The organism is Enterobacter sp. 342 (assembly GCF_036663495.1).
GTDB lineage: Bacteria > Pseudomonadota > Gammaproteobacteria > Enterobacterales > Enterobacteriaceae > Enterobacter.
Map to the genome: position 1 here is coordinate 1 of NZ_JAWUEI010000027.1, position 23,249 is coordinate 23,249.

Sequence of the window (23,249 nt, forward strand, 5' to 3'; positions counted from 1 at the left end):
ATCGGCCCAGATCCGCGAAATTTTAATCAGCGAGTCAGCTTGGGAAGAAATGACCTGCTTATTCGCACCTTCCCTAATACCAATGACTCTTCGGTATTAGCTACAGAGTATTTTGAATTAGGTGGAACAAATATTATTAATCAACTTGCGTGCTCAGTTTCAACATCATCGCTTTCCTTCCCGATAGGGAATGTTCCATCAGAACAATTTATTGCTGTTGGAACTGTATCTCAACAAATCAGTACCCAAAATCTCGGGTTAAACTGTGATGCTGGCGCTGCGATAAAAGTAACAATGACTGGCATACAAAGCCCGGACAGTTCAGATCCCAGCATCCTCGCGCTATCAACCGGAGAAAATACAGCCACTGGCGTGGGTGTGCAGTTACTATATGGCGGGAAACCTCTGCAATTAAACCAGATGTTGAATTTAAAAAACTCGGCAGGCGGACAAGAAACCTTCCCGATCACTGCTCGCTATATTCAGACAAAAGATAAGGTGACTGCAGGTTCAGCCAATGCCACCGCAACACTGAATATCACCTATCAGTGATATAAACATCTAAAATTATAACTTATACGCATAGAATACCCAAATAATATTGGTGTAAATTACATATCCTATTTTTTGAAATGGACATATTGATGAAATTACGATTTGGAACTCTGATACTTCTAATATCATCCGGAACGACTATGCTGGGTAACGCCTGGGCTTCTGCTTCACAAACAACATTCAGCGGCGGGATGATGCATTTTTCAGGCTCGTTAACCGATGGGCCCTGCGCTGTTAAAGCGATAAATGGCGATCGCATTGTCACATTGGCGCAAGTAAAAGAAAGCGCTCTCCTGGTACCGGGGCAGGCTGCAGGCCAGGTCAGGTTATTCCATGTCGTGCTGGATGACTGCAATATTAACGTTTACAGTAACGCTCAGGTCAGTTTTTCGGGCGAAACCGATTCTACGTTTAAAACGGTACTGGTCAATCAGGCAACCGATGATCCTGCAGAAAATGTTGGGTTACAACTCTATGGCCCTGATGGAGAGAAAATTGTTCCTGATAACTCTTCAGCAATTAAGTTGACCGATGGGTTTAATATGATCCCACTTACCGTGGATTATGTTCCGACAAGATTAAATCCAACTGGCGGGAATGTTACATCGACCGTGACGTTTAGCATTATTTATTCTTGAGCTACTTTATTTTTTCAATTAATCGTCCCGTCGATATTTCGTGAAATTTTTTCAGATATGACGTGAAACGCTTAGGAAACACAGGACTAGAACATGATGATTCAGGTGACTAAATGTATTTTAGCTATTGTTGCTTTAAGTATAACAATTACATTTTCTGCTCAGGCTACGGAGCGTTCTCATAAACGTCAGGAAGCGCGTGATGTCCGTCAGGATACGCGTTCTCAGGCGCGTGAAACGGCGCAGCGTTGCAAACAGGCTGATAATGAGAGCAACCATGAATGCCGTCAGGATAAACGTCAGGCCCGGCAGGATGGCCGACAGAAAGCCCGTGATATCAAGTATTGAACCTGTACAAAGATAAGCATTTGCGCTGCATTTTTACGGTCAACGATGAGTATCATTCCTCTCACCAACGCTCGGTGTATCATGAAAGGGGATGGTATATCGACGAGGAATTGATCAGTCCCATAGCAGTGCACCTGGTTAGCCCATTGCATTTCTTCATGGCTAAACCAGAATTCAGGGCGCTCCCCTCAACCCAGGTGGAAGCAGAGTATCAGCCTATAGCAATTTCAAAGGAATTGTCATGAAACGACTTAAAGCAATGCTGGTCATCAGCACACTTATTTTCTCTGCCTCCGTTATAGCGATTGATAAAACCGCAGGCGGCGCGATCGCCGGTGCTGCTATTGGCGCAGCGACCGGCAAAGATCTGAAATCCACAGTAGGAGGGGCTGTCGTAGGTGCAGGTACGGGCGCAATGTTCAAAAGTGGTAGCAAAGGCAAAGCTGCTCGTAAAGGTGGTGTAGTTGGAGCCGCTGTGGGTGCAGGCGCAGCGGCAGTTACCGGTAAGAGCGTCCTGAAAGGTGCCGCAGTAGGGGCCGGTTCAGGCGCGCTGATTGGTGAAGCCACACACTAAGCTTTGTCATCGGGCAGCGCGATGTTTACTTCAATCATTATAATGAAAACCATCCGTGATGCCTTCACCCTGTCCCCCTCCCAGTGGGAGAGGGAACAACGTGTGTTGCCGTTTTGTTTTTACCTGCTCAAATCCACTTGATAAATCGCGAACCCGATATCGTCCGTCGCCACCTTCTTCATCGGGTACTGTGCCTTATCCTTAATGAACGTTGCCGCCTTATCGGACGGTGATGTTTCAAAGCGGATGTCCAGCTTCGTATCGCTGTGAATCGGTGCCAGGCGCCAGTTGTTATCCACCGCAGGGTGAATTTCACCTGCTTTTTTCGATTCTGCGCTGATCCATGCGGCCAGTACTGAGCGGTTTTCATCCGGTGAGGCAAATGCGATATGGCTGTCGCCCGTTCCGGCAAACTTACCGCCGTAGGCGCGGTAGTTATTGGTGACCACAAGGAAGGTCGCCTCAGGATCAAGCGGCTTACCATTGAAGGTCAGGTTTTTGATGCGCTCCGCCTGCGGGTTAATGGCCTGACACTCGCCGTCATATTTTGCAGGTTGAGTGACATCAATCTGATAATTCACGCCGTCGATCACGTCGAAGTTATAGGTACGGAATCCGTCCCAGTTAATCAACGATTGCGGTTTACTGCTGTGTGGATCAATTTGATTGAACTGCCCGGCGGAACACTCCAGCCACTCTTTCACCTCTTTGCCCGTTGCTTTAACCACCACGAGAGTGTTCGGGTAGAGATAGAGGTCGGCGGCGTTACGGAAGGTCAACTGGCCTTTTTCGACTTCAACATAGCTGGCTGGGTCGTTCTTACGCCCACCCACTTTGAACGGTGCGGCGGCAGACAGCACCGGCAATTTTGCCAGATCCGGATCGCCCTGAACGAAGTGCTCGGCGTAGGCTTTCTGCGCCATGTTGACGACCTGGACGGTCGGATCGTCCTGAACCAGCGCCAGGAAGCTGTACATATTGTCAGCGGATTTGCCGATCGGCTTACTGACAAACTCGCGCGTGGCGTCGTGATCGTGCTTCAGCACGTTGACCAGTTTCTTATCTTCAGCAGCCAGTGATTTTTTGGCTGTTGCGTCGTAAATCGGACGTGCTTCGGCTTTGGACTGAGTCACTTTCCACTGCCCACTGTCATTATTCAGCACCAGATCGACGACGCCGAGGTGGTCACCCCACATTCCGGGCATAACCGACGGTACGCCATTGAGCGTCCCTTTATCGATGTCAGCCCCTTTGATGCTGGCGAAATCTTTACCGGGGAAGACCGCGTGAGCATGGCCGAAGAGGATCGCGTCGACGCCCGGTACTTCACTCAGGTAGTAAACCGAGTTCTCCGCCATCGCCTGGTATGGATCGTCTGAAAGACCTGAGTGTGCAACAACGACCACTAAATCGGCCCCTTTCTCGCGCATCTCTGGCACATATTTGCGTGCGGTCTCGGTGATGTCATTAACGGTCACTTTACCGCTGAGGTTCGCCTTATCCCATGTCATGATTTGTGGCGGCACAAAGCCGATATAGCCGATTTTCAGCGTCTGTTTTTTACCGTCCTTGTCGACAACCTCGGTCTCTTTAATCAGGTAAGGGGTAAACAGCGGCTTTTGGGTCTTAACGTCGATGATATTGGCGTTAACGTACGGGAACTTGGCCCCTGCCAGTGCATCATGCAGGTATTTCAACCCGTAGTTAAATTCGTGGTTTCCCAGGTTGCCGACGGTATAGTCCAGCGTGTTCATCGCTTTATAAACAGGATGGATCTCGCCTTTTTTCAGCCCCTTTGCCGCCATGTAATCGCCAAGCGGACTCCCCTGAATGAGATCACCGTTGTCGACCAGTACGCTGTTTTTCACTTCTTCTCGGGCGGCGTTAATCAAACTGGCCGTGCGTACCAGTCCGAATTTTTCCGTAGGTGTATCTTTGTAGTAATCGAAGTCCATCATGTTGCTGTGCAGATCGGTCGTTTCCAGAATACGCAGATCTACTGTCGCTGCCTGCACGCTCGCTGCAATCAGCGTCGCCAGGAGCGTTGCGCTAAACTTAATCATCAGAGGAGTCCTTTTTTCGATCCAGGCCACAAAAGAGTATGTATCTATAGCTTGTTGCTTACAGAAATGTGAATCCTGACAGAAAAATGCGTGCTGAAACCGGAATTACTTCACAGATAGCGGAATTGTTCACATTACGATATAACTAAAACAAAGAGTTAACCTCACTGCGTTAACAAAGAGGTGGAGAATGTTAGATAAAATTTGTCAGCTCGCACGGGATGCGGGGGACGCCATCATGCAGGTGTATGACGGTGTAAAACCCATGGAGGTCGTCAGTAAAGCAGACGACTCTCCGGTCACGGCAGCGGATATTGCAGCGCATAAAGTGATCCTGCAAGGGTTGCAGGCCTTAACGCCGGAGATCCCTGTATTGTCAGAAGAGGCACCGCAGAGCTGGGACGAACGTCAGCGCTGGCAGCGTTACTGGCTTGTCGATCCGCTGGACGGTACTAAAGAGTTCATCAAGCGCAACGGTGAATTCACCGTTAACATCGCGCTGATTGAGAAGGGTAAAGCGGTGCTCGGCGTGGTCTATGCGCCGGTGATGAAAGTAATGTACAGCGCCGCAGAAGGTAAGGCCTGGAAGGAAGAGTGCGGTGTGCGAAAGCAGATTCAGGTACGCGATGCACGCCCGCCGCTGGTGGTAATTAGTCGCTCTCACAGCGACAGCGAACTGCAGGAGTATCTGCAACAGTTGGGAGAACACCAGACCACCTCAATTGGCTCATCGCTGAAATTCTGCCTGGTGGCGGAAGGTCATGCGCAGCTTTACCCTCGCTTTGGACCAACCAACGTCTGGGATACCGCCGCCGGACATGCCGTTGCTGCGGCCGCCGGGGCACATGTCCATGACTGGCAGGGTAAGCCGCTGGACTACACCCCGCGCGAATCCTTCCTTAACCCCGGCTTCCGCGTCTCAATTTATTGAGCCAGCAACTTGTGCAGCAGGGCAACAACCTGCTGCACCTCTTCCTGGGTTAACGCCCCGTCTTTCACCCACTGTACCCGACCATCTTTATCCAGCACGATAATCGCGGAGCTCTCTTCTTCCAGCTGCCAGGCCTGACGCGTCACGCCGTTACTGTCGACGATAAACTGCGACCAGGGGTAGAGCTTTTTATTGCTCTCAAGGCTTGAACGGACAAACATACCGGAGCCAGGAATAGCGTCATCGGTGTTCACTATTGTGGTGGTCTGATAGCGGTCGTGAGGGAATTTTGCGGCCTTGATCGCTTCCACCAGGTTGGCATTTTTCTCTTTTGCGGATGTACGACCGGCAATATGTTGTACAACTCTCACTTTGCCTGCGAGCTGCGCGCTATTCCAGGGTTTGTAGCTAAACTTATCATTGTCGAGAATCAATTCTCCCCGGTCAGCAATGCCGACTGGCGGTACACGTTGTCCTTTTTCAATGTTGTGAGCGCAAGCCCACACAGGCAGCAGCAGGCAAGCTGCTGCAAGGATATTACGTAGGGTCATGGCGTTTCCTTATTGTTTGCAGGTGATCCGACCACTTGGTCTTACGCTTTTAATCATAAGTGCGATCAATGTGGTTTTCCCGCAATTGCGGTGCCAGTTTGCGGGTTAACGCACATATCCATGAAAAAACGACGGCTTATACTGCCATTAGTCACGCTTTGCAAAGATTATTCTGAATAATTGTAATCAAACGGTAAATAAACTTATGCATACTGGGTATCAAGGTTGTTCTGGTCTATAGTCAATAGGCATTAAATTTGCGCTCAGGACAGTCGGGCCGATTGTGGCGCCGCAAGAGCGTATGATTCGCAGGAGATACAAGAATGAAAATTTTCCAACGCTACAACCCGCTTCAGGTGGCGAAGTACGTGAAGATCCTGTTCCGTGGACGGTTGTATATCAAGGATGTTGGCGCTTTTGAGTTTGATAAGGGCAAGATCCTTGTCCCAAAAGTGAAGGATAAGCAGCACTTGTCTGTGATGTCCGAAGTCAACCGTCAGGTTTTGCGTCTGCAAACTGAGATGGCTTAACCAGCGTGCTATGCAGTAGTTAAAAAAACGGCTCCCGATGGGAGCCGTTGATGTTTGTGGGGCAGGAATTTTACGCTGACACCTTCTCTTCCACATCCGGTAGCTTCGGTACCAGTACGGTCGGTTTGTTGTCGATACGCGTCACCAGCAACTGGTCGATGCGGTAGTTATCAATATCCACCACCTCAAACTTGTAGCCAGAGAACTTCACGGAGTCGGTACGTTTCGGGATTTTGCGCAGCATAAACATCATAAAGCCACCGATGGTCTCGTAATTACCGGACTGCGGGAACTCGTCGATATCCAGCACGCGCATGACGTCGTCAATCGGTGTTGCACCGTCGATAAGCCATGAATTCTCGTCACGCGCCACAATTTGTTCTTCCAGACCCTGGCCAACCAGGTCGCCCATCAGGGTGGTCATCACGTCGTTCAGGGTGATGATGCCCACGACCAGCGCGTATTCGTTCATGATAACGGCGAAGTCTTCACCCGCGGTTTTGAAACTTTCCAGCGCTTCTGAGAGTGTAAGTGTATCCGGCACAATCAGGGTATTGCGGATCTGCACGCCGCTGTTGAGCGCCAGACTCTGGTTCGCCAGCACGCGGTTCAGCAGGTCTTTGGAGTCGACATAACCGATGATGTGGTCGATATCTTCATTACAGACGAGGAACTTGGAGTGAGGATGCTCCGCCACTTTGTTCTTCAGACTCTGCTCATCTTCATGTAAATCGAACCAGATAATGCTTTCACGGCCCGTCATGGAAGACGGAACAGTACGGGATTCCAGTTCGAATACGTTCTCGATCAGCTCGTGTTCCTGCTTACGCAGCACCCCGGCCAGCGCTCCCGCTTCCACAACGGCATAGATATCGTCGGAGGTGATGTCGTCTTTGCGCACCATTGGCAGCTTAAAGATACGGAAAATCACGTTCGCCAGACCGTTGAAGAACCATACCAGCGGGCGGAAAACAAACAGGCAGAAGCGCATCGGGTTGATGATACGCAAAGCCACAGCTTCTGGCGCAATCATACCGATGCGTTTCGGGGTCAGATCAGCGAAGAGGATGAACAGGCCAGTCACCAGCGAGAAGGAGAGAATAAAGCTCAACTGCTCGGCGAGTTCGGCGGACATGTACTGAATAAAGAGGCTATAAAACGCCGGCGAGAATGCCGCATCACCCACGATACCACCCAGAATCGCGACCGCGTTCAGGCCAATCTGCACCACGGTGAAAAACGTACCGGGGTTTTCCTGCATCTTCAGAATGCGTGAGGCGTTGATGTTGCCTTCATCGGCAAGCAGTTTGAGTTTGATTTTACGGGACGCAGCCAGCGAGATCTCAGATATTGAGAAAAATGCACTGACGGCAATAAGACAAAGTATTACTAAAATACTGTTTAACATAGTTTATCCGGCTTCTCGCCAGATCCTCGGAAGGGAAGTTGATACCATTTGTGTGAAAACACGTAGAACGTCAGCTCGTAGCGTTGAGCTGATTATTTCAGCGGGTAGTATAGCGTAAAGGAGTGTAAACCTGCCAGCGGTCACGTTTTGGCAGAAAAAGTGATGGTTTTCAAACCCGGCGAAATCCATTTCTGCCAGATTTAAGCGACTATTCTGCCTGCGGCGGCAGGCAGACGCCAATGCCCCCAATACCGCAGTAGCCGTATGGGTTTTTATGCAGATACTGCTGGTGATCGTCCTCGGCATAGTAGAACGGTTTCGCAGTGGTGATTTCCGTCGTCACCTCGCGCGTATCGCCAGCGTCACGCATGGCTTGCTGGAAACGCTCAAGGCTGGCGCGCGCGGCGGCATCCTGCTCAGGTGTGAGCGGATAAATGGCCGAACGATATTGCGTGCCGTGGTCGTTACCCTGACGCATGCCCTGCGCCGGGTCGTGGTTTTCCCAGAACACGTGCAGAAGCTGCTCGTAACTAATCACCGCAGGGTCATACACCACACGAACGGCTTCCGCATGGCCGGTTTCGCCAGAGCACACTTCTCGGTAGGTTGGATTTGGCGTGTAACCGCCAGTATAACCGGCTGCCGTGCTGTAAACGCCAGGCAGTTGCCAGAACAGGCGTTCAACACCCCAGAAACAACCCATCGCGAACAGGGCGATTTCCATTCCATCAGGAACGTTGGTCATTGAGTGGTTGTTTACGGCGTGTAAGGTTGCCACAGGCATAGGGGTGTTGCGTCCCGGTAATGCATCTGCTTGTGAAACCAGATGCTTTTTGTCGAATAAACTCACGGTGGGGCCTCCCGGGGGGCGATGTTTCAGTTAAGGTTGTCACGAAGCGTTTAATTGAACACAATAAATGCGCTGAATGAGTCTAGATTTAATCATAAGAAATATTTGGGTGTTGCACCCATTTTCAACCCGCGATTCGGGTTTTTGGCCAACAGGCCGTATTTTGCCGCGGAGCGGCACTTCATTTGCTTCCAGGGTGGAAACAGGGATATTCAGGAGAAAACGTGACAAAAATCCGCCAGTTATGTTTGGTCAGTTTGCTACTAACAAGCGGGATTGCCAGTGCGGCGAACGTTCGTTTGCAGGTTGAAGGGTTATCCGGGGCGCTGGAAAAAAACGTGCGTGCGCAGTTGTCGACCATCCAGAGTGATGAGGTGACGCCGGACCGCCGTTTTCGCGCGCGCGTGGATGACGCCATCCGCGAAGGGCTGAAAGCGCTGGGTTATTACGAACCTACCATTGATTTCGATCTCCGCCCGCCGCCAAAGAAGGGGCGCCAGGTGCTTATTGCCCGCGTTTCGCCGGGTGAGCCGGTACTGATTGGCGGCACTGACGTCATTCTGCGCGGTGGGGCACGCACAGACCGGGATTACCTGGATCTGCTCAGTACGCGGCCGAAAATCGGTACCGTACTCAATCACGGTGACTACGATCATTTCAAAAAAGAGCTGACGAGCGTTTCCCTTCGTAAGGGCTACTTTGACAGCCAGTTCAACAAAAGTCAGCTTGGTATTGCGCTGGACAGACACCAGGCCTTCTGGGATATCGATTACGACAGTGGGGAGCGCTATCGTTTTGGCGATGTAACCTTCGAAGGTTCGCAAATCCGTGAAGAATATCTGCAAAATCTCGTGCCCTTCAAAAAAGGGGATTACTACAAGTCGAGCGACCTGGCGGAACTGAACCGTCGTCTTTCAGCCACAGGATGGTTTAACTCCGTGGTTGTTGCACCAGAATTTGATAAATCGCGTAAAACCAAAGTGTTGCCGCTGCATGGCGTCGTCTCACCGCGTACAGAGAACACCATTGAGACCGGTGTGGGCTATTCGACGGACGTCGGCCCGCGCGTGAAGGCTACATGGAAAAAACCGTGGATGAACTCGTACGGCCACAGCCTGACGACCAGCACGAGTATATCCGCCCCGGAACAGCAGCTCGATTTCAGCTATAAAATGCCCTTGCTGAAAAACCCGCTGGAGCAATATTACCTGGTTCAGGGGGGCTTTAAGCGCACCGACCTGAACGATACTAAGTCAGATTCCACCACCCTTGCCCTGTCACGCTACTGGGAGCTCTCCAGCGGCTGGCAGCGTGCCATTAACCTGCGCTGGAGTCTCGACCACTTTACTCAGGCCAACGTCACCAACACCACGATGTTGCTCTATCCGGGGGTGATGATCAGCCGTACCCGCTCACGCGGCGGCCTGATGCCTGACTGGGGTGATTCCCAGCGTTATTCCATTGATTACTCCAACACCATGTGGGGTTCCGATGTCGACTTCTCGGTGATTCAGGCACAAAACGTCTGGATCCGTACGTTGTATGACAAACACCGCTTTGTGATGCGCGGCAACCTCGGCTGGATTGAAACCGGCGACTTCGACAAAGTCCCACCGGATCTGCGTTTCTTCGCCGGTGGCGACCGTAGCATTCGCGGTTATAAATACAAATCCATTGCACCAAAAGATGACAGCGGCAAGCTGATCGGTGCGTCGAAACTGGCCACCGGCTCGCTGGAGTATCAATACAACGTCAGCGGTAAATGGTGGGGAGCGATGTTTGTCGACAGTGGCGAAGCGGTGAGCGATATCCGCCGCAGCGATTTTAAAACCGGCGCGGGCGTGGGCGTGCGCTGGCAGTCACCCGTCGGGCCCATCAAGCTCGATTTCGCCGTACCTGTGGGCGACAAAGAAGAGCATGGTTTACAGTTTTACATCGGTCTGGGGCCTGAATTATGAGTTTATGGAAGAAGATAAGCCTCGGGGTGCTGATTTTTATCGTACTGCTGCTCGGTACGGTGGCGTTTCTGGTGGGAACGACAACCGGGCTGCACCTGCTGTTTAACGCCGCTAACCGCTGGGTGCCGGGACTTGAAATTGGTCAGGTGACAGGCGGCTGGCGCGATCTGCGTCTGAAGAACATTCGCTATGAGCAACCTGGCGTGGCGGTCAACGCCGGGGAGTTCCACCTTGCGGTGAAGCTGGGCTGTCTGCGGGACAGCAAGCTATGCGTCAACGATCTGTCGCTAAAAGATGTAAACGTGGCGATAGATTCAAAGAAAATGCCGAAGTCTGCGCCGGTCGAGGAAGAAGATAGCGGTCCGCTGAATCTCTCCACGCCGTATCCGATCGCGCTCTATCGGGTGGCGCTCGATAACGTCAATATCAAAATCGACGACACCACCGTATCCGTGATGGATTTCACCTCCGGCCTGCGCTGGCAGGAGAAAAACCTCACCCTGACGCCGACGTCCCTGCAGGGATTACTGATCGCGCTGCCGAAAGTGGCCGACGTGGCGCAGGAAGAGATCGTCGAGCCGAAGATCCAGAACCCACAGCCGGAAGAAAAGCCGCTGGGTGAAACGCTGAAAGATCTCTTCTCGAAGCCCGTCCTGCCGGAAATGACCGATGTTCATCTGCCGCTGAATCTCAACATTGAGGAGTTCAAAGGCGAGCAGCTGCGCCTGACCGGCGATACTGATCTGACGGTCTATAACATGCTGCTTAAAGTCAGCAGCATTGACGGCAATATGAAGCTCGACGCGCTGGATATCGACACCAACCAGGGCTCGGTGAATGCTTCAGGTAACGCCCTGCTGCGCGACAACTGGCCGGTGGACATCACGCTCAACAGCGCCCTGAATATTGACCCGCTGAAAGGCGAAAAAGTGAAGGTCAAAGTGGGCGGTGCGCTACGCGATAAACTGGACGTCGGTGTGAATCTTTCCGGCCCGGTAGATATGGACCTGCGGGCGCAAACTCAGCTGGCAGAAGCGGGGTTACCGCTCAATGTTGAAATGGTCAGTAAACAGCTTTACTGGCCGTTCACCGGTGAAAAACAGTTCCAGGCCGATGACCTGAAGCTGAAGCTGAGCGGCAAGATGACCGATTACACACTCTCATTCCGTACCGCGGTGAAGGGGCAGGGCGTGCCGCCCGCGAACATCACGCTGGATGCAAAAGGCAATGAACAGCAGGTTAATCTCGACAAGCTGACCGTCGCGGCACTGGAAGGCAAAACCGAGCTGACCGCGCTGCTCGACTGGCAGCAGGCGATCAGCTGGCGCGGCGAACTGAAGCTGACGGGCATTAACACCGCCAAAGAGGTACCGGACTGGCCGTCGAAGCTGGATGGCCTGATCAAAACCCGTGGCAGTCTGTACGGCGGTACGTGGCAGATGGACGTGCCGGAAATTAAGCTCACCGGTAACGTTAAACAAAACAAGGTTAACGTTGAGGGCTCGGTCAAAGGCAACAGTTACCTGCAGTGGATGATCCCTGGGCTGCACGTGGCGCTGGGTCGCAACACGGCAGATATCAAAGGTGAACTGGGGGTGAAAGAGCTCAATCTGGATGCCACCATCGACGCGCCGAATCTGGATAATGCTCTGCCGGGTCTGGGTGGCACGGCGAAAGGGTTAGTGAAAGTGCGTGGCACGGTAGACGCGCCGCAGCTGCTGGCGGATATCACCGCCAATAACCTGCGCTGGCAGGAGCTAAGCGTTGCCCGCGTTCGTGTGGAAGGGGATGTGAAATCTACCGATCAGATCGGCGGTAATCTGAATCTGCGCGTGGAGCGTATCGCTCAGCCGGACGTGAACATCAATCTGGTGACGCTGGAAGCGAAAGGCAACGAAAAGCAGCACGACCTCCAGTTGCGTGTGCAGGGGGAGCCGGTCTCCGGGCAGCTTCACCTGACAGGAAGCTTTGACCGTAAAGAGGAACGCTGGAAAGGTCTGCTTGATAACACCCGCTTCAACACGCCAGTCGGACCGCTTGCGCTGTCACGCTCTATTGCGCTGGACTACCGTAACGCGGAACAAAAGATCAGCATCGGGCCACACTGCTGGACCAACCCAAATGCTGAGCTGTGTGTACCTCAGACCATTGATGCAGGGGCGGAAGGGCGCGCGCAGATCAACCTCAATCGCTTTGACCTGGCGATGCTGAAGCCGTTTATGCCAGAGACCACGCAGGCCAGCGGCGTCTTTAGCGGGAAGGCCGATGTTGCCTGGGATACCACAAAAGAAGGGCTGCCACAGGGTAGCGTCACGCTTTCGGGTCGTAACGTGAAGGTGACGCAACAGGTGAATGATGCGCCGCTGCCGGTAGCCTTCGACACCCTGAACCTGAGTGCGGATCTGCATAACAACCGTGCAGAGCTGGGATGGCTTATCCGTCTGACCAACAACGGTCAGTTTGATGGACAGGTGCAGATTTCCGATCCGCAAGGACGACGTAATCTTGGCGGTAACGTCAACATCCGTAACTTCAACCTTGCGATGGTGAACCCGATTTTCGACCGCGGGGAAAAAGCGGCAGGCATGCTGGATGCCAATTTGCGTCTGGCTGGCAGCGCACAGAGCCCGCAGCTGTTCGGTCAGATGCGGCTCAGCGGTGTGGATATCGACGGTAACTTTATGCCGTTTGATATGCAGCCGAGCCAGATCGCGATGAACTTCAACGGTATGAGTTCAACACTGAGCGGCTCGGTATTAACTCAGCAAGGGCAGATCAATCTGAGCGGTGACGCAGACTGGAGCCAGCTCGATAACTGGCGCGCCCGTATTGCCGCGAAAGGCAGTAAGGTACGCATCACCGTTCCGCCAATGGTACGCCTTGATGTTTCACCTGATGTAGTCTTTGAAGCCACGCCAAGCCTCTTCACACTTGACGGACGCGTCGACGTGCCGTGGGCTCGCATTGTGGTTCACGACGTGCCGGAAAGTGCGGTGGGTGTTTCAAGTGATGAAGTTATGCTCAGTGATAATCTGAAACCTGTCGAACAGAAGAGCGCTGGCATACCGATCAATAGTAACCTCATCGTGCACGTGGGGAATAACGTGCGGTTGGATGCGTTTGGGCTGAAGGCGAGGCTTACGGGTGACCTGAAGGTGGCGCAGGATAAACAAGGGTTGGGCCTGAACGGGCAGATTAATATTCCTGAAGGGCGTTTCCATGCCTATGGTCAGGATTTAATTGTGCGTAAAGGTGAACTGTTGTTCTCCGGTCCACCGGATCAACCTCTGTTGAATATCGAAGCGATTCGTAACCCGGAAGCGACGGAAAACGACGTCATCGCAGGTGTACGCGTCACCGGTTCTGCCGACGAACCGAAGGCGGAAATCTTCTCTGACCCGGCGATGTCACAACAGGAAGCTCTTTCTTACCTGTTGCGTGGACAAGGTCTGGACAGCGGTCAGAGCGACAGTGCGGCGATGACCTCAATGTTAGTGGGTCTGGGGGTTGCACAAAGTGGGCAGGTTGTGGGTAAAATCGGCGAGACGTTCGGCGTAAGCAATCTGGCGCTGGACACCCAGGGCGTGGGTGACTCCTCGCAGGTGGTGGTCAGCGGCTATGTACTGCCGGGTCTGCAGGTAAAATATGGTGTGGGGATCTTTGACTCACTGGCAACACTCACGTTACGCTATCGCCTGATGCCTAAGCTATATCTGGAAGCAGTGTCCGGCGTAGACCAGGCACTTGATCTGCTCTATCAGTTTGAGTTTTAGCAATGCGAATATTTGTCTACGGCAGTTTACGAACCAAGCAAGGCAACAGTCACTGGATGACCAATGCCCTGCTGCTGGGGAATTACAATATCGAGAACTACCAGTTGTACAGCCTGGGCCACTATCCAGGCGCGGTTCCCGGCGAAGGAACAGTACAGGGTGAAGTCTATCGTATTGATAACGCGACACTTGCCGAACTTGATGCCTTGCGCACCAGGGGCGGTGAATACGCACGCCAGTTGATCCAGACACCGTACGGAAGCGCGTGGATGTATGTCTACCAGCGTCCGGTCGAAGGGTTAACGCGGATTGTAAGCGGTAACTGGTTAGACAGAGACCAGTACTGAAAAACGACAACGCCACCGAAAGGTGGCGTTGTTTTTTGTGCACAAAAAAAAGCCCCGGCCAGCGGGGCTTTATCGACAGGCAGTAAGAATTACTTCTTAGCAGCGCGTTCGAAAGAGGCGATGATTTCTGCTTTCGCCGCTTCAGCGTTGTCCCAGCCGTCAACCTTAACCCACTTGCCTTTTTCGAGGTCTTTGTAGTGCTCGAAGAAGTGGCTGATCTGCGCTTTCAGCAGTTCTGGCAGGTCGTTCACATCTTTAATGTGATCGTACTCTTTGCTCAGCTTGGTGTGCGGTACCGCAACCAGTTTCGCATCTTCACCGGCTTCGTCGGTCATTTTCAGCACGCCAACTGGACGGCAGCGAATGACTGAGCCTGGCTGCAGTGGGTATGGCGTTGGGACCAGCACGTCAACCGGATCTCCGTCCAGAGACAGGGTGTTGTTGATGTAACCGTAGTTGCATGGGTAGAACATCGCGGTAGACATAAAGCGGTCAACGAACAGCGCACCAGTGTCTTTGTCGATTTCGTATTTGATAGGATCTGCGTTAGCCGGGATTTCGATAACTACGTAGATGTCTTCTGGCAGTTCTTTACCCGCAGGGACGTTGAGTAAGCTCATGTCGGTGTCCTTTAAAATGGATGGTAAACAAGTGGCAGGTATTATAGCCAACTCGCGCTGAATGTCTCCGCCTGTTTTCGCCTTCTCTCACCGCTAACCCCACTTTTCAGACCGATTCCATGACAGAAAAATCCATAAACTCAGCTGCATTTTTCATGGCGAAATGAAAGCGATTACAAACTTGTGATTAACGTTTTATTCACTTTTCCGAAGTGTGATGTAACGCAATTCGTTACATATTTCATTGGCTATAGTCATTTCGCAGAACATCTTTTCACCAACAATAATCCCCCTACGAGGACGTTCATATGTGGAAGCGCTTACTCCTGGTCACAGCAGTTTCGGCAGCCATGTCGTCTATGGCGATGGCCGCCCCTTTAACCGTAGGTTTTTCGCAAGTCGGCTCTGAATCCGGCTGGCGAGCAGCAGAAACCAACGTTGCAAAAAGCGAGGCCCAGAAACGTGGTATCACCCTGAAAATCGCCGATGGTCAGCAAAAGCAGGAAAACCAAATCAAAGCCGTGCGTTCGTTTATCGCCCAGGGCGTTGATGCCATCTTTATTGCGCCTGTCGTTGCGACGGGCTGGGAGCCTGTCCTGAAGGAAGCGAAAGACGCTGAGATCCCGGTCTTCCTGCTCGATCGTTCCATTGATGTCAAAGACAAATCGCTCTATATGACCACCGTCACCGCCAACAACATTCTTGAAGGACAGTTGATTGGTGACTGGCTGGTGAAACAGGTGGATGGCAAGCCGTGTAACGTCGTTGAGTTACAAGGCACCGTCGGCGCGAGCGTGGCCATTGACCGTAAGAAAGGGTTTGCTGAGGCTATCGCTAAAGCACCAAACATCAAGATTATCCGCTCTCAGTCCGGTGACTTTACGCGCAGTAAAGGCAAAGAGGTCATGGAGAGCTTTATCAAGGCTGAAAACAACGGCAAGAACATCTGCATGGTTTACGCCCACAACGATGACATGGTGATCGGCGCAATTCAGGCCATTAAAGAAGCGGGCCTGAAGCCGGGCAAAGATATCCTCACCGGCTCAATCGACGGTGTGCCTGACATCTACAAGGCGATGATGGACGGCGAAGCGAACGCCAGCGTGGAGCTCACGCCGAACATGGCGGGTCCGGCATTCGATGCGCTGGAGAAATTCAAGAAAGACGGCACGATGCCTGAAAAACTGACCATCACCAAATCCACACTCTACCTTCCTGACACAGCAAAAGAAGAGTTAGAGAAGAAGAAAAATATGGGCTACTGATCCAGTGTAATTGCCGGGTAGCGCTACGCTTACCCGGCCTACGATTTGTGCCGGAGGCGTAAATATGAACTCGGAACAACATCAGGAAATCCTCCGCACAGAGGGCTTGAGTAAATACTTTCCTGGCGTAAAAGCGCTGAATAACGTTGATTTCAGCCTGCGGCGCGGTGAGATTATGGCTCTGCTGGGTGAGAACGGGGCAGGGAAGTCGACACTGATTAAAGCCCTGACTGGCGTCTATCATGCCGATCGCGGCACTATCTGGCTGGAAGGCAATGCCATTTCGCCAAAAAATACCGCTCACGCCCAGCAGCTTGGGATTGGGACGGTCTATCAGGAAGTGAACCTGCTGCCGAATATGTCGGTGGCAGATAATCTGTTTATTGGCCGTGAACCACGACGCTTTGGTCTGCTGCGCCGCAAGGAGATGGAGGCGCGGGCGACAAAGCTGATGGAATCCTATGGCTTTTCTCTTGACGTTCGCGAGCCGCTGAACCGCTTTTCTGTTGCCATGCAGCAAATCGTCGCGATTTGTCGCGCTATCGATCTCTCCGCAAAAGTACTGATCCTCGATGAGCCCACTGCCAGTCTCGATACCCAGGAAGTGGAAATGCTCTTTACCCTGATGCGCCAGCTGCGCGATCAGGGCGTGAGCCTGATCTTCGTGACCCATTTCCTCGACCAGGTGTATGAAGTGAGCGATCGCATTACGGTACTGCGTAACGGCAGTTTTGTCGGCTGTCGGGAAACTCATGAATTACCCCAGATTGAACTGGTCAAAATGATGCTCGGGCGCGAGCTGGAGACCAATGCTCTACAGCGCGCCGGTCGCACGTTGCTGAGTGAAAAACCCGTCGCGGCTTTCAGTGATTTCGGCAAAAAAGGGACTATTTCACCATTTAACCTGGAGGTTCGTCCTGGCGAAATTGTAGGTCTGGCCGGATTGTTAGGCTCGGGACGTACAGAAACCGCCGAAGTCATCTTCGGGATTAAGCCAGCAGACAGTGGCACCGCATTAATCAAAGGCAAACTGCAAACGCTGCGCTCGCCGCATCAGGCCTCGTGTCTGGGTGTTGGCTTCTGTCCGGAAGACAGAAAAACGGACGGTATCATTGCCGCCGCTTCGGTGCGGGAGAATATCATTCTGGCGCTACAGGCGCAGCGAGGCTGGCTGAGGCCAATCCCGCGCAAGGAGCAAAACGCCATTGCCGAACGCTTTATCCGCCAGCTTGGCATTCGTACCCCGAGCGCGGAACAACCCATTGAATTCCTTTCGGGTGGTAACCAGCAGAAGGTCTTGTTGTCGCGCTGGCTGCTGACCAAACCTCAGTTCCTGATCCTCGATGAACCCACGCGCGGGATTGACGTCGGCGCGCACGCTGAAATCATCCGGCTTATTGAAACGCTGTGTGCGGACGGCCTGGCGCTGCTGGTCATATCGTCTGAGCTGGAGGAGCTGGTGGGGTATGCCGATCGCGTTATCATCATGCGCGATCGTAAACAGGTGGCAGAGATCCCGCTGGATAAACTGTCCGTTCCGGCGATCATGAATGCCATCGCGGCGTAAGGAGTGAATTGTGATGTCTCGTTCGCTTTCGCAAACAGGGGGGTCAAAGCGCCGCTTCAACTGGCCAACTGGCACACCGCAAATTGCGGCACTGCTGGTGGTACTGTTGGTGGACAGCCTTGTCGCGCCGCATTTCTTCCAGATTATTGTCCAGGATGGCCGTCTGTTTGGCAGCCCGATCGATATTTTGAACCGTGCGGCGCCGGTGGCGCTGCTGGCGATTGGTATGACGCTGGTCATTGCCACTGGCGGGATTGACCTCTCCGTCGGCGCGGTGATGGCTATCGCCGGGGCTACGGCAGCCTCAATGACCGTGGCCGGGCACAGCCTGCCGGTGGTGCTGCTTGCCGCCTTAGGCACTGGCGTACTCGCCGGGCTGTGGAACGGTATTCTGGTGGCAGTCCTCAAGATCCAGCCGTTTGTCGCCACCCTGATTTTAATGGTCGCCGGGCGCGGTGTGGCGCAACTGATCACATCCGGGCAGATCGTCACCTTTAACTCTCCGGGCCTGGCGTGGCTTGGCAGCGGCAAACTGCTGTTCTTCCCGACTCCGGTGATCATTGCCCTGGTGACGCTGGTAGTGTTCTGGCTCTTTACCCGCAAAACGGCACTGGGCATGTTCATTGAGGCCGTCGGGATCAACATTCGTGCCGCGCGTAACGCCGGGGTCAATACCCGGTTGATGGTGATGCTGACCTATGTGCTGAGCGGCATATGCGCCGCCATTGCCGGGGTGATCGTCGCGGCAGATATTCGTGGAGCCGATGCCAACAACGCAGGACTCTGGCTGGAGCTGGATGCGATCCTGGCGGTGGTGATCGGCGGCGGATCGCTGATGGGCGGGCGCTTTAACCTGCTGCTCTCGGTGATTGGCGCGCTGATTATTCAGGGGATGAACACCGGGATCCTGCTCTCTGGTTTCCAGCCGGAGCTCAACCAGGTGGTGAAAGCGGTGGTTGTGCTCTGTGTGCTGATCGTCCAGTCACCGCGCTTTGTCAGCATCATTAAGGGGATCCGTGGCCATGATAAAACGTAATTTACCGTTAATGATCACGCTGGGCGTGTTTGTGCTGGGCTATCTCTACTGTCTGACCCAGTTCCCGGGGTTTGCCTCCACGCGTGTGATTTGCAATATCCTGACCGATAACGCTTTTTTAGGCATTATCGCCGTCGGGATGACCTTTGTGATCCTTTCCGGTGGGATCGATCTCTCCGTTGGTTCGGTGATCGCATTCACCGGCGTGTTTCTTGCGAAGGCGATCGGTTTCTGGGGGATCTCACCGCTGGTGGCTTTCCCGCTGGTGCTGGTGATGGGGTGCGCGTTTGGTGCCTTTATGGGGCTACTGATCGATGCGCTGAAAATCCCCGCTTTTATTATTACCCTCGCCGGGATGTTCTTCCTTCGCGGCGTGAGTTATCTGGTATCGGAAGAATCTATTCCGATTAACCATCCGGTGTACGACACGCTCTCCAGCCTGGCGTGGAAAATACCCGGCGGTGGACGTTTGAGCGCGATGGGGTTACTGATGCTGGGCGTCGTGGTCATTGGGATCTTCCTTGCCCATCGTACCCGGTTTGGCAATCAGGTTTATGCCATTGGCGGCAACGCCACGTCAGCAAACCTGATGGGGATCTCCACCCGCAGCACGACCATCCGCATCTATATGCTCTCAACCGGGCTGGCAACGCTGGCGGGTATCGTCTTCTCTGTTTATACCCAGGCGGGTTATGCCCTGGCAGGCGTAGGGGTAGAACTGGATGCCATCGCCTCGGTGGTGATCGGTGGAACGTTGCTCAGTGGTGGTGTGGGGACGGTACTGGGGACGCTGTTTGGCGTGGCAATCCAGGGCCTGATACAAACCTACATTAACTTTGACGGCACGCTCAGCTCCTGGTGGACCAAGATTGCCATCGGCATTTTGCTGTTTATTTTTATCGCCCTGCAGCGTGGTCTGACTGTGCTCTGGGAGAATCGTCAAAGCTCGACGGTTACACGCGTAAACACATCAGTAACAGAGCGATAACACGCTGAATTTGCTTAAAGTCTAAACATTTTCCGGTAGCGGCCGATACTCTTTTTTTATGCCCAGAAATATCTCGCTACCGGAAATAATATCATGCTTAAAACGCTATCGATTCGTACCGGCTTGCTCTCTTTACTGGCCGTTATGACCCTTCTGCTGCTGATTGTCAGCGGTATTGGCATTTATGCCCTCACACAGAGTTCTTCTTCACTACAGCGCATCAACCACCTTCAGGGTGAACAGATGGTGCAGCTTAATTCCGGCTATACGCTGATCCTCCGCGCCCGCAATGAAGCGGGTCAGGCCGTCCGAATGATGGAAATCGGTATGCTGGATGATGCGGCCAAATCGGTAAAAAATATCAATCAGGAAGTTGTCCTGGCCCAGAAAACGCTAAAAGGCGTGATCGACGGCGGTGTGGCCGACGAGCAAGGGCAACAACTGCTCGATAAAGTGGCGGCCAGCCTGGCGACGTATAACCAGCAAGGGATCAACCCGATGCTGAAAGCGCTGAACGAACAGAGCGCGGACAGTTATTACGACCTTCTGGAAAATAAGCTGATTCCGGTGGCCTCCCAATTTGATAACGATATGCAGGCCTTCCAGAAATGGAGTGAAGCGCGGGGCAAAGCGGAAGTGAGTGCCGTGCAGTCCAGCAAAAATCGGGTTCTGATCCTGATCGTAGTGGCGGCACTGCTGACGGCAGGCATTATTGTGCTGGCCTGGCTGGTACTGCGCCACATGTTGCTCAAACCGCTCTCGACCTCGATTGCTCAACTGGAGAATGTGGCGGCAGGCGATTTAACCCACACGCTGAATCCACCGGCAAGCCAGGAATTTAATCGCCTGAATGCGGCTATTGAAGAGATGCGCCATTCGCTGATGAACTCGGTTTTGCGGGTACGTGATGCCAGCTCGCAAATTGATACCGGCAGCCGTGAGCTGACGGCGGGGAACAGGGATCTTGCTGAGCGTACGGAATCGACTGCCACATCGCTGGAGCAGACCGCCGCCAGCATGGAACAGATCACCGCTACGGTGAAACTCAACGCCGATAATGCCGAGCAGGCTCACCAGTTGGCCAAGTCAGTGTCGGATACGGCCGATCACGGCAGCGAAATGGTCTGCTACGTGATTGAAAAAATGCGTGATATCTCCGGCAGTTCGGCACGTATCGCGGACATTCTCAGTGTTATCGACGGCATTGCCTTCCAGACCAATATTCTGGCATTGAACGCCTCCGTGGAAGCGGCGCGCGCGGGTGAGCAAGGACGCGGGTTTGCCGTCGTCGCGGGCGAAGTGCGAAACCTTGCCAGCCGCAGTGCCGATGCAGCGAAAGAGATCCGAGCGCTTATCAGTGATTCCCAGACCCACGTCAGCGAGGGCAGCGAACTGGCCCAGCAGGCTGGCGAAACCATGGATGAGATCGCAACCGAAGTGCTGCGCATGACGAAACTGATGCGCGAAATTGCGACTGCATCCCAGGAGCAGAGTCGTGGTATTGAGCAGGTGAATATAGCGGTGAATCAGATGGATGAGACCGCGCAGCAGAATGCAGCGCTGGTACAACAATCTTCCGCCGCGACCCGCTCTCTTGAGGAGCAGTCGCGCCAGTTGATGGAAGCCATGTCATCATTCAAACTGTCGGCTCAGACTGCAGCATAATATTATCCAGCCCCGGTGCATGATGTGTCGGGGTTTTATTCTTCCCTGAATTTACTTCAGCAATATTATCGTGAATATTACCCACTAACATTTCCAGTGCGCTGGTTAAGGCTAACGCATTTTCTGTCGGCTCAAGATATAAACCTTTGCGGAAAAATAGCGGCTCATCAAACAGTTGATTAAAGCGCTTCAACGCCAGACTGACCGCAGGACGGGACATCTCCAGGCGCAAAGAGGCTTTTGCCATGCTGCCGCAGCGGACAACTTCAATAAATACCGGGATAAGATTTAAATCAATGCCGGTATTAGCACGGGAATAATTTTTCATTGCGATTCTGCTCCACGAAATATTTGCCAAACTGTTATGGAAATAATGCAGGAGCAGTGATGAATATTAAAGCGTGTTTTTTATAAACACTTATACGGTTAAATATATAAATGACCAGGGGAGCCAGATGGGCTCCCCTGAAGAAAGGTATTACGCGTCCGGATACTCACGAATAAAACGTTCAACGTCTTCAACCATATGGTTGTTGCCGACGAAGAACGAACGGCGCTGGTGAAGGCTTTCTGGCACGATTTCCAGAATACGCTCTTTACCGTCGCTCGCCTTGCCGCCAGCCTGTTCGGCCAGGAACGCCATCGGGTTGCATTCGTACAGCAGGCGCAGTTTCCCGTCCGGGTGGCTTGCAGTGCTTGGATAGAGGTAGATACCGCCTTTCAGCAGGTTACGGTGGAAATCCGCGACCAGAGAGCCGATATAGCGGGAGGTGTAAGGACGCTGAGTGGCTTTATCTTCTTCCTGGCAGAATTTGATGTACTTCTTCACGCCGTTCGGGAATCGGATGTAGTTTCCTTCGTTGATGGAGTAGGTGTTGCCCTTCTCCGGGAAGCGCATGCGTTCCTGGCTCAGACAGAAAACGCCCAGTGAAGGATCGTACGTAAAGGCGTGAACCCCACACCCGGTGGTATACACCAGCATGGTGGAGGAGCCATACACGACGTAACCGGCAGCAACCTGATTCACGCCCGGCTGCAGGAAATCTTCTTCAGTCACTGGCGTGCCAACAGGCGTGACGCGACGGTAGATGGAGAAAATAGTACCTACAGAAACGTTAACGTCGATGTTAGAGGAGCCGTCCAGCGGATCCATCAGAACAACGTATTTAGCGTGTTCACACCCGTCGAAAACAACAATTTCATCTTCTTCTTCGGAGGCGATACCCGCCACGATGTCGCGTGCGCGCAGTGCAGCTTTCAGTTTTTCATTTGCGAACAGATCGAGTTTCTGTTGAACCTCGCCCTGAACGTTCTCGGCACCGCTGGCACCCAGGATATCGACCAGACCGGCCTTGTTGATATCACGATGGATGATCTTAGCGCCCAGCTTTATTGCCGACAGCAAAGCAGTGAGTTCACCCGTAGCATGAGAAAACTCGTGCTGCTTTTCGACAATAAATTCACCTAACGTTTTCATAACACTTTCCCTGCATCTTTGTGAGTAGAGCGATTGTATGTTCACTAAAACGACTAAAGCCCAACAATCTTAACAAATATTCAAATAGTATCGCAGTGGTGAATC

21 protein-coding genes are annotated in these 23,249 nt (G+C 52.9%); 14 read left to right on the plus strand and 7 right to left on the minus strand.

Features of this window, described 5'->3' with window-relative positions; translation table 11 throughout:
• The 4 genes from V6E55_RS18785 to V6E55_RS18800 form a co-directional block, all read left to right on the plus strand.
• A partial coding sequence (locus tag V6E55_RS18785) for a fimbrial protein (RefSeq protein WP_316943594.1) occupies positions 1–552 on the plus strand: 552 nt, incomplete at its 5' end.
• A gap of 143 nt (positions 553–695) precedes the next feature.
• Positions 696–1,193: a fimbrial protein gene (locus tag V6E55_RS18790; protein WP_316943595.1), complete on the plus strand. Its 498-nt coding sequence runs from the start codon at positions 696–698 to the stop codon at positions 1,191–1,193.
• Positions 1,194–1,286: 93 nt separating this feature from the next.
• Complete coding sequence (locus tag V6E55_RS18795; protein WP_316943597.1) at positions 1,287–1,541, plus strand: hypothetical protein; 255 nt, start codon at positions 1,287–1,289, stop codon at positions 1,539–1,541.
• A gap of 241 nt (positions 1,542–1,782) precedes the next feature.
• Positions 1,783–2,115, plus strand: a complete 333-nt coding sequence (locus tag V6E55_RS18800) for a glycine zipper family protein (RefSeq protein ID WP_316943599.1) — start codon at positions 1,783–1,785, stop codon at positions 2,113–2,115.
• Positions 2,116–2,234: 119 nt separating this feature from the next.
• Here the strand turns inward: V6E55_RS18800 and cpdB are convergent, their stop codons facing one another.
• Positions 2,235–4,178 carry a 2',3'-cyclic-nucleotide 2'-phosphodiesterase gene (gene cpdB / locus V6E55_RS18805; RefSeq protein WP_316943601.1) on the minus strand — a complete coding sequence of 648 codons (1,944 nt, stop codon included), beginning with the start codon at positions 4,176–4,178 and terminating at the stop codon, positions 2,235–2,237.
• Between the two features lie 190 nt (positions 4,179–4,368).
• Between cpdB and cysQ the strand changes: the two genes are divergently transcribed.
• On the plus strand, positions 4,369–5,109 hold the full coding sequence (gene cysQ / locus V6E55_RS18810) for a 3'(2'),5'-bisphosphate nucleotidase CysQ (RefSeq protein WP_316943602.1): 741 nt from the start codon (positions 4,369–4,371) through the stop codon (positions 5,107–5,109).
• On the opposite strand, the gene V6E55_RS18815 is transcribed toward cysQ, so the two are convergent.
• Entirely contained in the window at positions 5,103–5,660 is a 558-nt protein-coding gene (locus V6E55_RS18815) for a YtfJ family protein (protein ID WP_316943604.1), read from the minus strand. The two genes, cysQ and V6E55_RS18815, sit on opposite strands and share 7 nt — an antisense overlap.
• Before the next feature lie 323 nt (positions 5,661–5,983).
• Here V6E55_RS18815 and V6E55_RS18820 point away from each other — a divergent pair, with 323 nt between their 5' ends.
• The gene (locus tag V6E55_RS18820) at positions 5,984–6,190 is read left to right on the plus strand and encodes a DUF1107 domain-containing protein (RefSeq protein ID WP_028016471.1); all 207 of its coding nucleotides are present in this window, start codon (positions 5,984–5,986) and stop codon (positions 6,188–6,190) included.
• 70 nt (positions 6,191–6,260) lie between these two features.
• Here V6E55_RS18820 and V6E55_RS18825 read toward each other — a convergent pair whose 3' ends face one another.
• Both V6E55_RS18825 and msrA read right to left on the minus strand, forming a co-directional pair.
• A complete protein-coding gene (locus tag V6E55_RS18825; protein ID WP_114979621.1) occupies positions 6,261–7,598 on the minus strand; it encodes a hemolysin family protein in 1,338 nt (445 codons plus the stop codon).
• Between the two features lie 208 nt (positions 7,599–7,806).
• Positions 7,807–8,448, minus strand: a complete 642-nt coding sequence (gene msrA, locus V6E55_RS18830; protein WP_114979616.1) for a peptide-methionine (S)-S-oxide reductase MsrA — start codon at positions 8,446–8,448, stop codon at positions 7,807–7,809.
• 224 nt (positions 8,449–8,672) lie between these two features.
• On the opposite strand from msrA, the gene tamA reads away from it, so the two are divergent.
• The 3 genes from tamA to V6E55_RS18845 are packed head-to-tail and all read left to right on the plus strand — an operon-like array spanning position 8,673 to position 14,526.
• Positions 8,673–10,406, plus strand: a complete 1,734-nt coding sequence (gene tamA / locus V6E55_RS18835; protein ID WP_316943605.1) for an autotransporter assembly complex protein TamA — start codon at positions 8,673–8,675, stop codon at positions 10,404–10,406.
• Complete coding sequence (gene tamB / locus V6E55_RS18840; RefSeq protein WP_316943607.1) at positions 10,403–14,179, plus strand: autotransporter assembly complex protein TamB; 3,777 nt, start codon at positions 10,403–10,405, stop codon at positions 14,177–14,179. Before tamA ends, tamB begins: the two co-directional genes overlap by 4 nt.
• Positions 14,180–14,181: 2 nt before the next feature.
• Complete coding sequence (locus V6E55_RS18845; RefSeq protein ID WP_014830431.1) at positions 14,182–14,526, plus strand: gamma-glutamylcyclotransferase family protein; 345 nt, start codon at positions 14,182–14,184, stop codon at positions 14,524–14,526.
• Between the two features lie 89 nt (positions 14,527–14,615).
• Here V6E55_RS18845 and ppa read toward each other — a convergent pair whose 3' ends face one another.
• Positions 14,616–15,146: an inorganic diphosphatase gene (gene ppa / locus V6E55_RS18850; RefSeq protein ID WP_020684412.1), complete on the minus strand. Its 531-nt coding sequence runs from the start codon at positions 15,144–15,146 to the stop codon at positions 14,616–14,618.
• 308 nt (positions 15,147–15,454) lie between these two features.
• Between ppa and ytfQ the strand changes: the two genes are divergently transcribed.
• The 5 genes from ytfQ (at position 15,455) to V6E55_RS18875 (ending at position 21,667) form a co-directional block, all read left to right on the plus strand.
• Positions 15,455–16,411 carry a galactofuranose ABC transporter substrate-binding protein YtfQ gene (ytfQ, locus tag V6E55_RS18855; RefSeq protein ID WP_014068659.1) on the plus strand — a complete coding sequence of 319 codons (957 nt, stop codon included), beginning with the start codon at positions 15,455–15,457 and terminating at the stop codon, positions 16,409–16,411.
• Between the two features lie 64 nt (positions 16,412–16,475).
• A complete protein-coding gene (ytfR, locus tag V6E55_RS18860; protein WP_316943608.1) occupies positions 16,476–17,978 on the plus strand; it encodes a galactofuranose ABC transporter, ATP-binding protein YtfR in 1,503 nt (500 codons plus the stop codon).
• A gap of 10 nt (positions 17,979–17,988) precedes the next feature.
• Positions 17,989–19,014, plus strand: coding sequence for a galactofuranose ABC transporter, ATP-binding protein YtfT (ytfT, locus tag V6E55_RS18865; protein WP_168112407.1), 1,026 nt, complete (start codon positions 17,989–17,991; stop codon positions 19,012–19,014).
• Entirely contained in the window at positions 19,001–20,002 is a 1,002-nt protein-coding gene (gene yjfF, locus V6E55_RS18870; protein WP_129996827.1) for a galactofuranose ABC transporter, permease protein YjfF, read from the plus strand. The genes ytfT and yjfF overlap by 14 nt, the downstream gene beginning before the upstream one ends.
• Positions 20,003–20,095: 93 nt before the next feature.
• Entirely contained in the window at positions 20,096–21,667 is a 1,572-nt protein-coding gene (locus V6E55_RS18875; protein ID WP_114979609.1) for a methyl-accepting chemotaxis protein, read from the plus strand.
• Here V6E55_RS18875 and V6E55_RS18880 read toward each other — a convergent pair.
• Both V6E55_RS18880 and fbp read right to left on the minus strand, forming a co-directional pair.
• Positions 21,639–21,995: a helix-turn-helix domain-containing protein gene (locus V6E55_RS18880; protein ID WP_316943610.1), complete on the minus strand. Its 357-nt coding sequence runs from the start codon at positions 21,993–21,995 to the stop codon at positions 21,639–21,641. The two genes, V6E55_RS18875 and V6E55_RS18880, sit on opposite strands and share 29 nt — an antisense overlap.
• Before the next feature lie 150 nt (positions 21,996–22,145).
• A complete protein-coding gene (gene fbp / locus V6E55_RS18885) occupies positions 22,146–23,144 on the minus strand; it encodes a class 1 fructose-bisphosphatase (RefSeq protein WP_114979607.1) in 999 nt (332 codons plus the stop codon).
• Positions 23,145–23,249 lie beyond the last annotated feature (105 nt).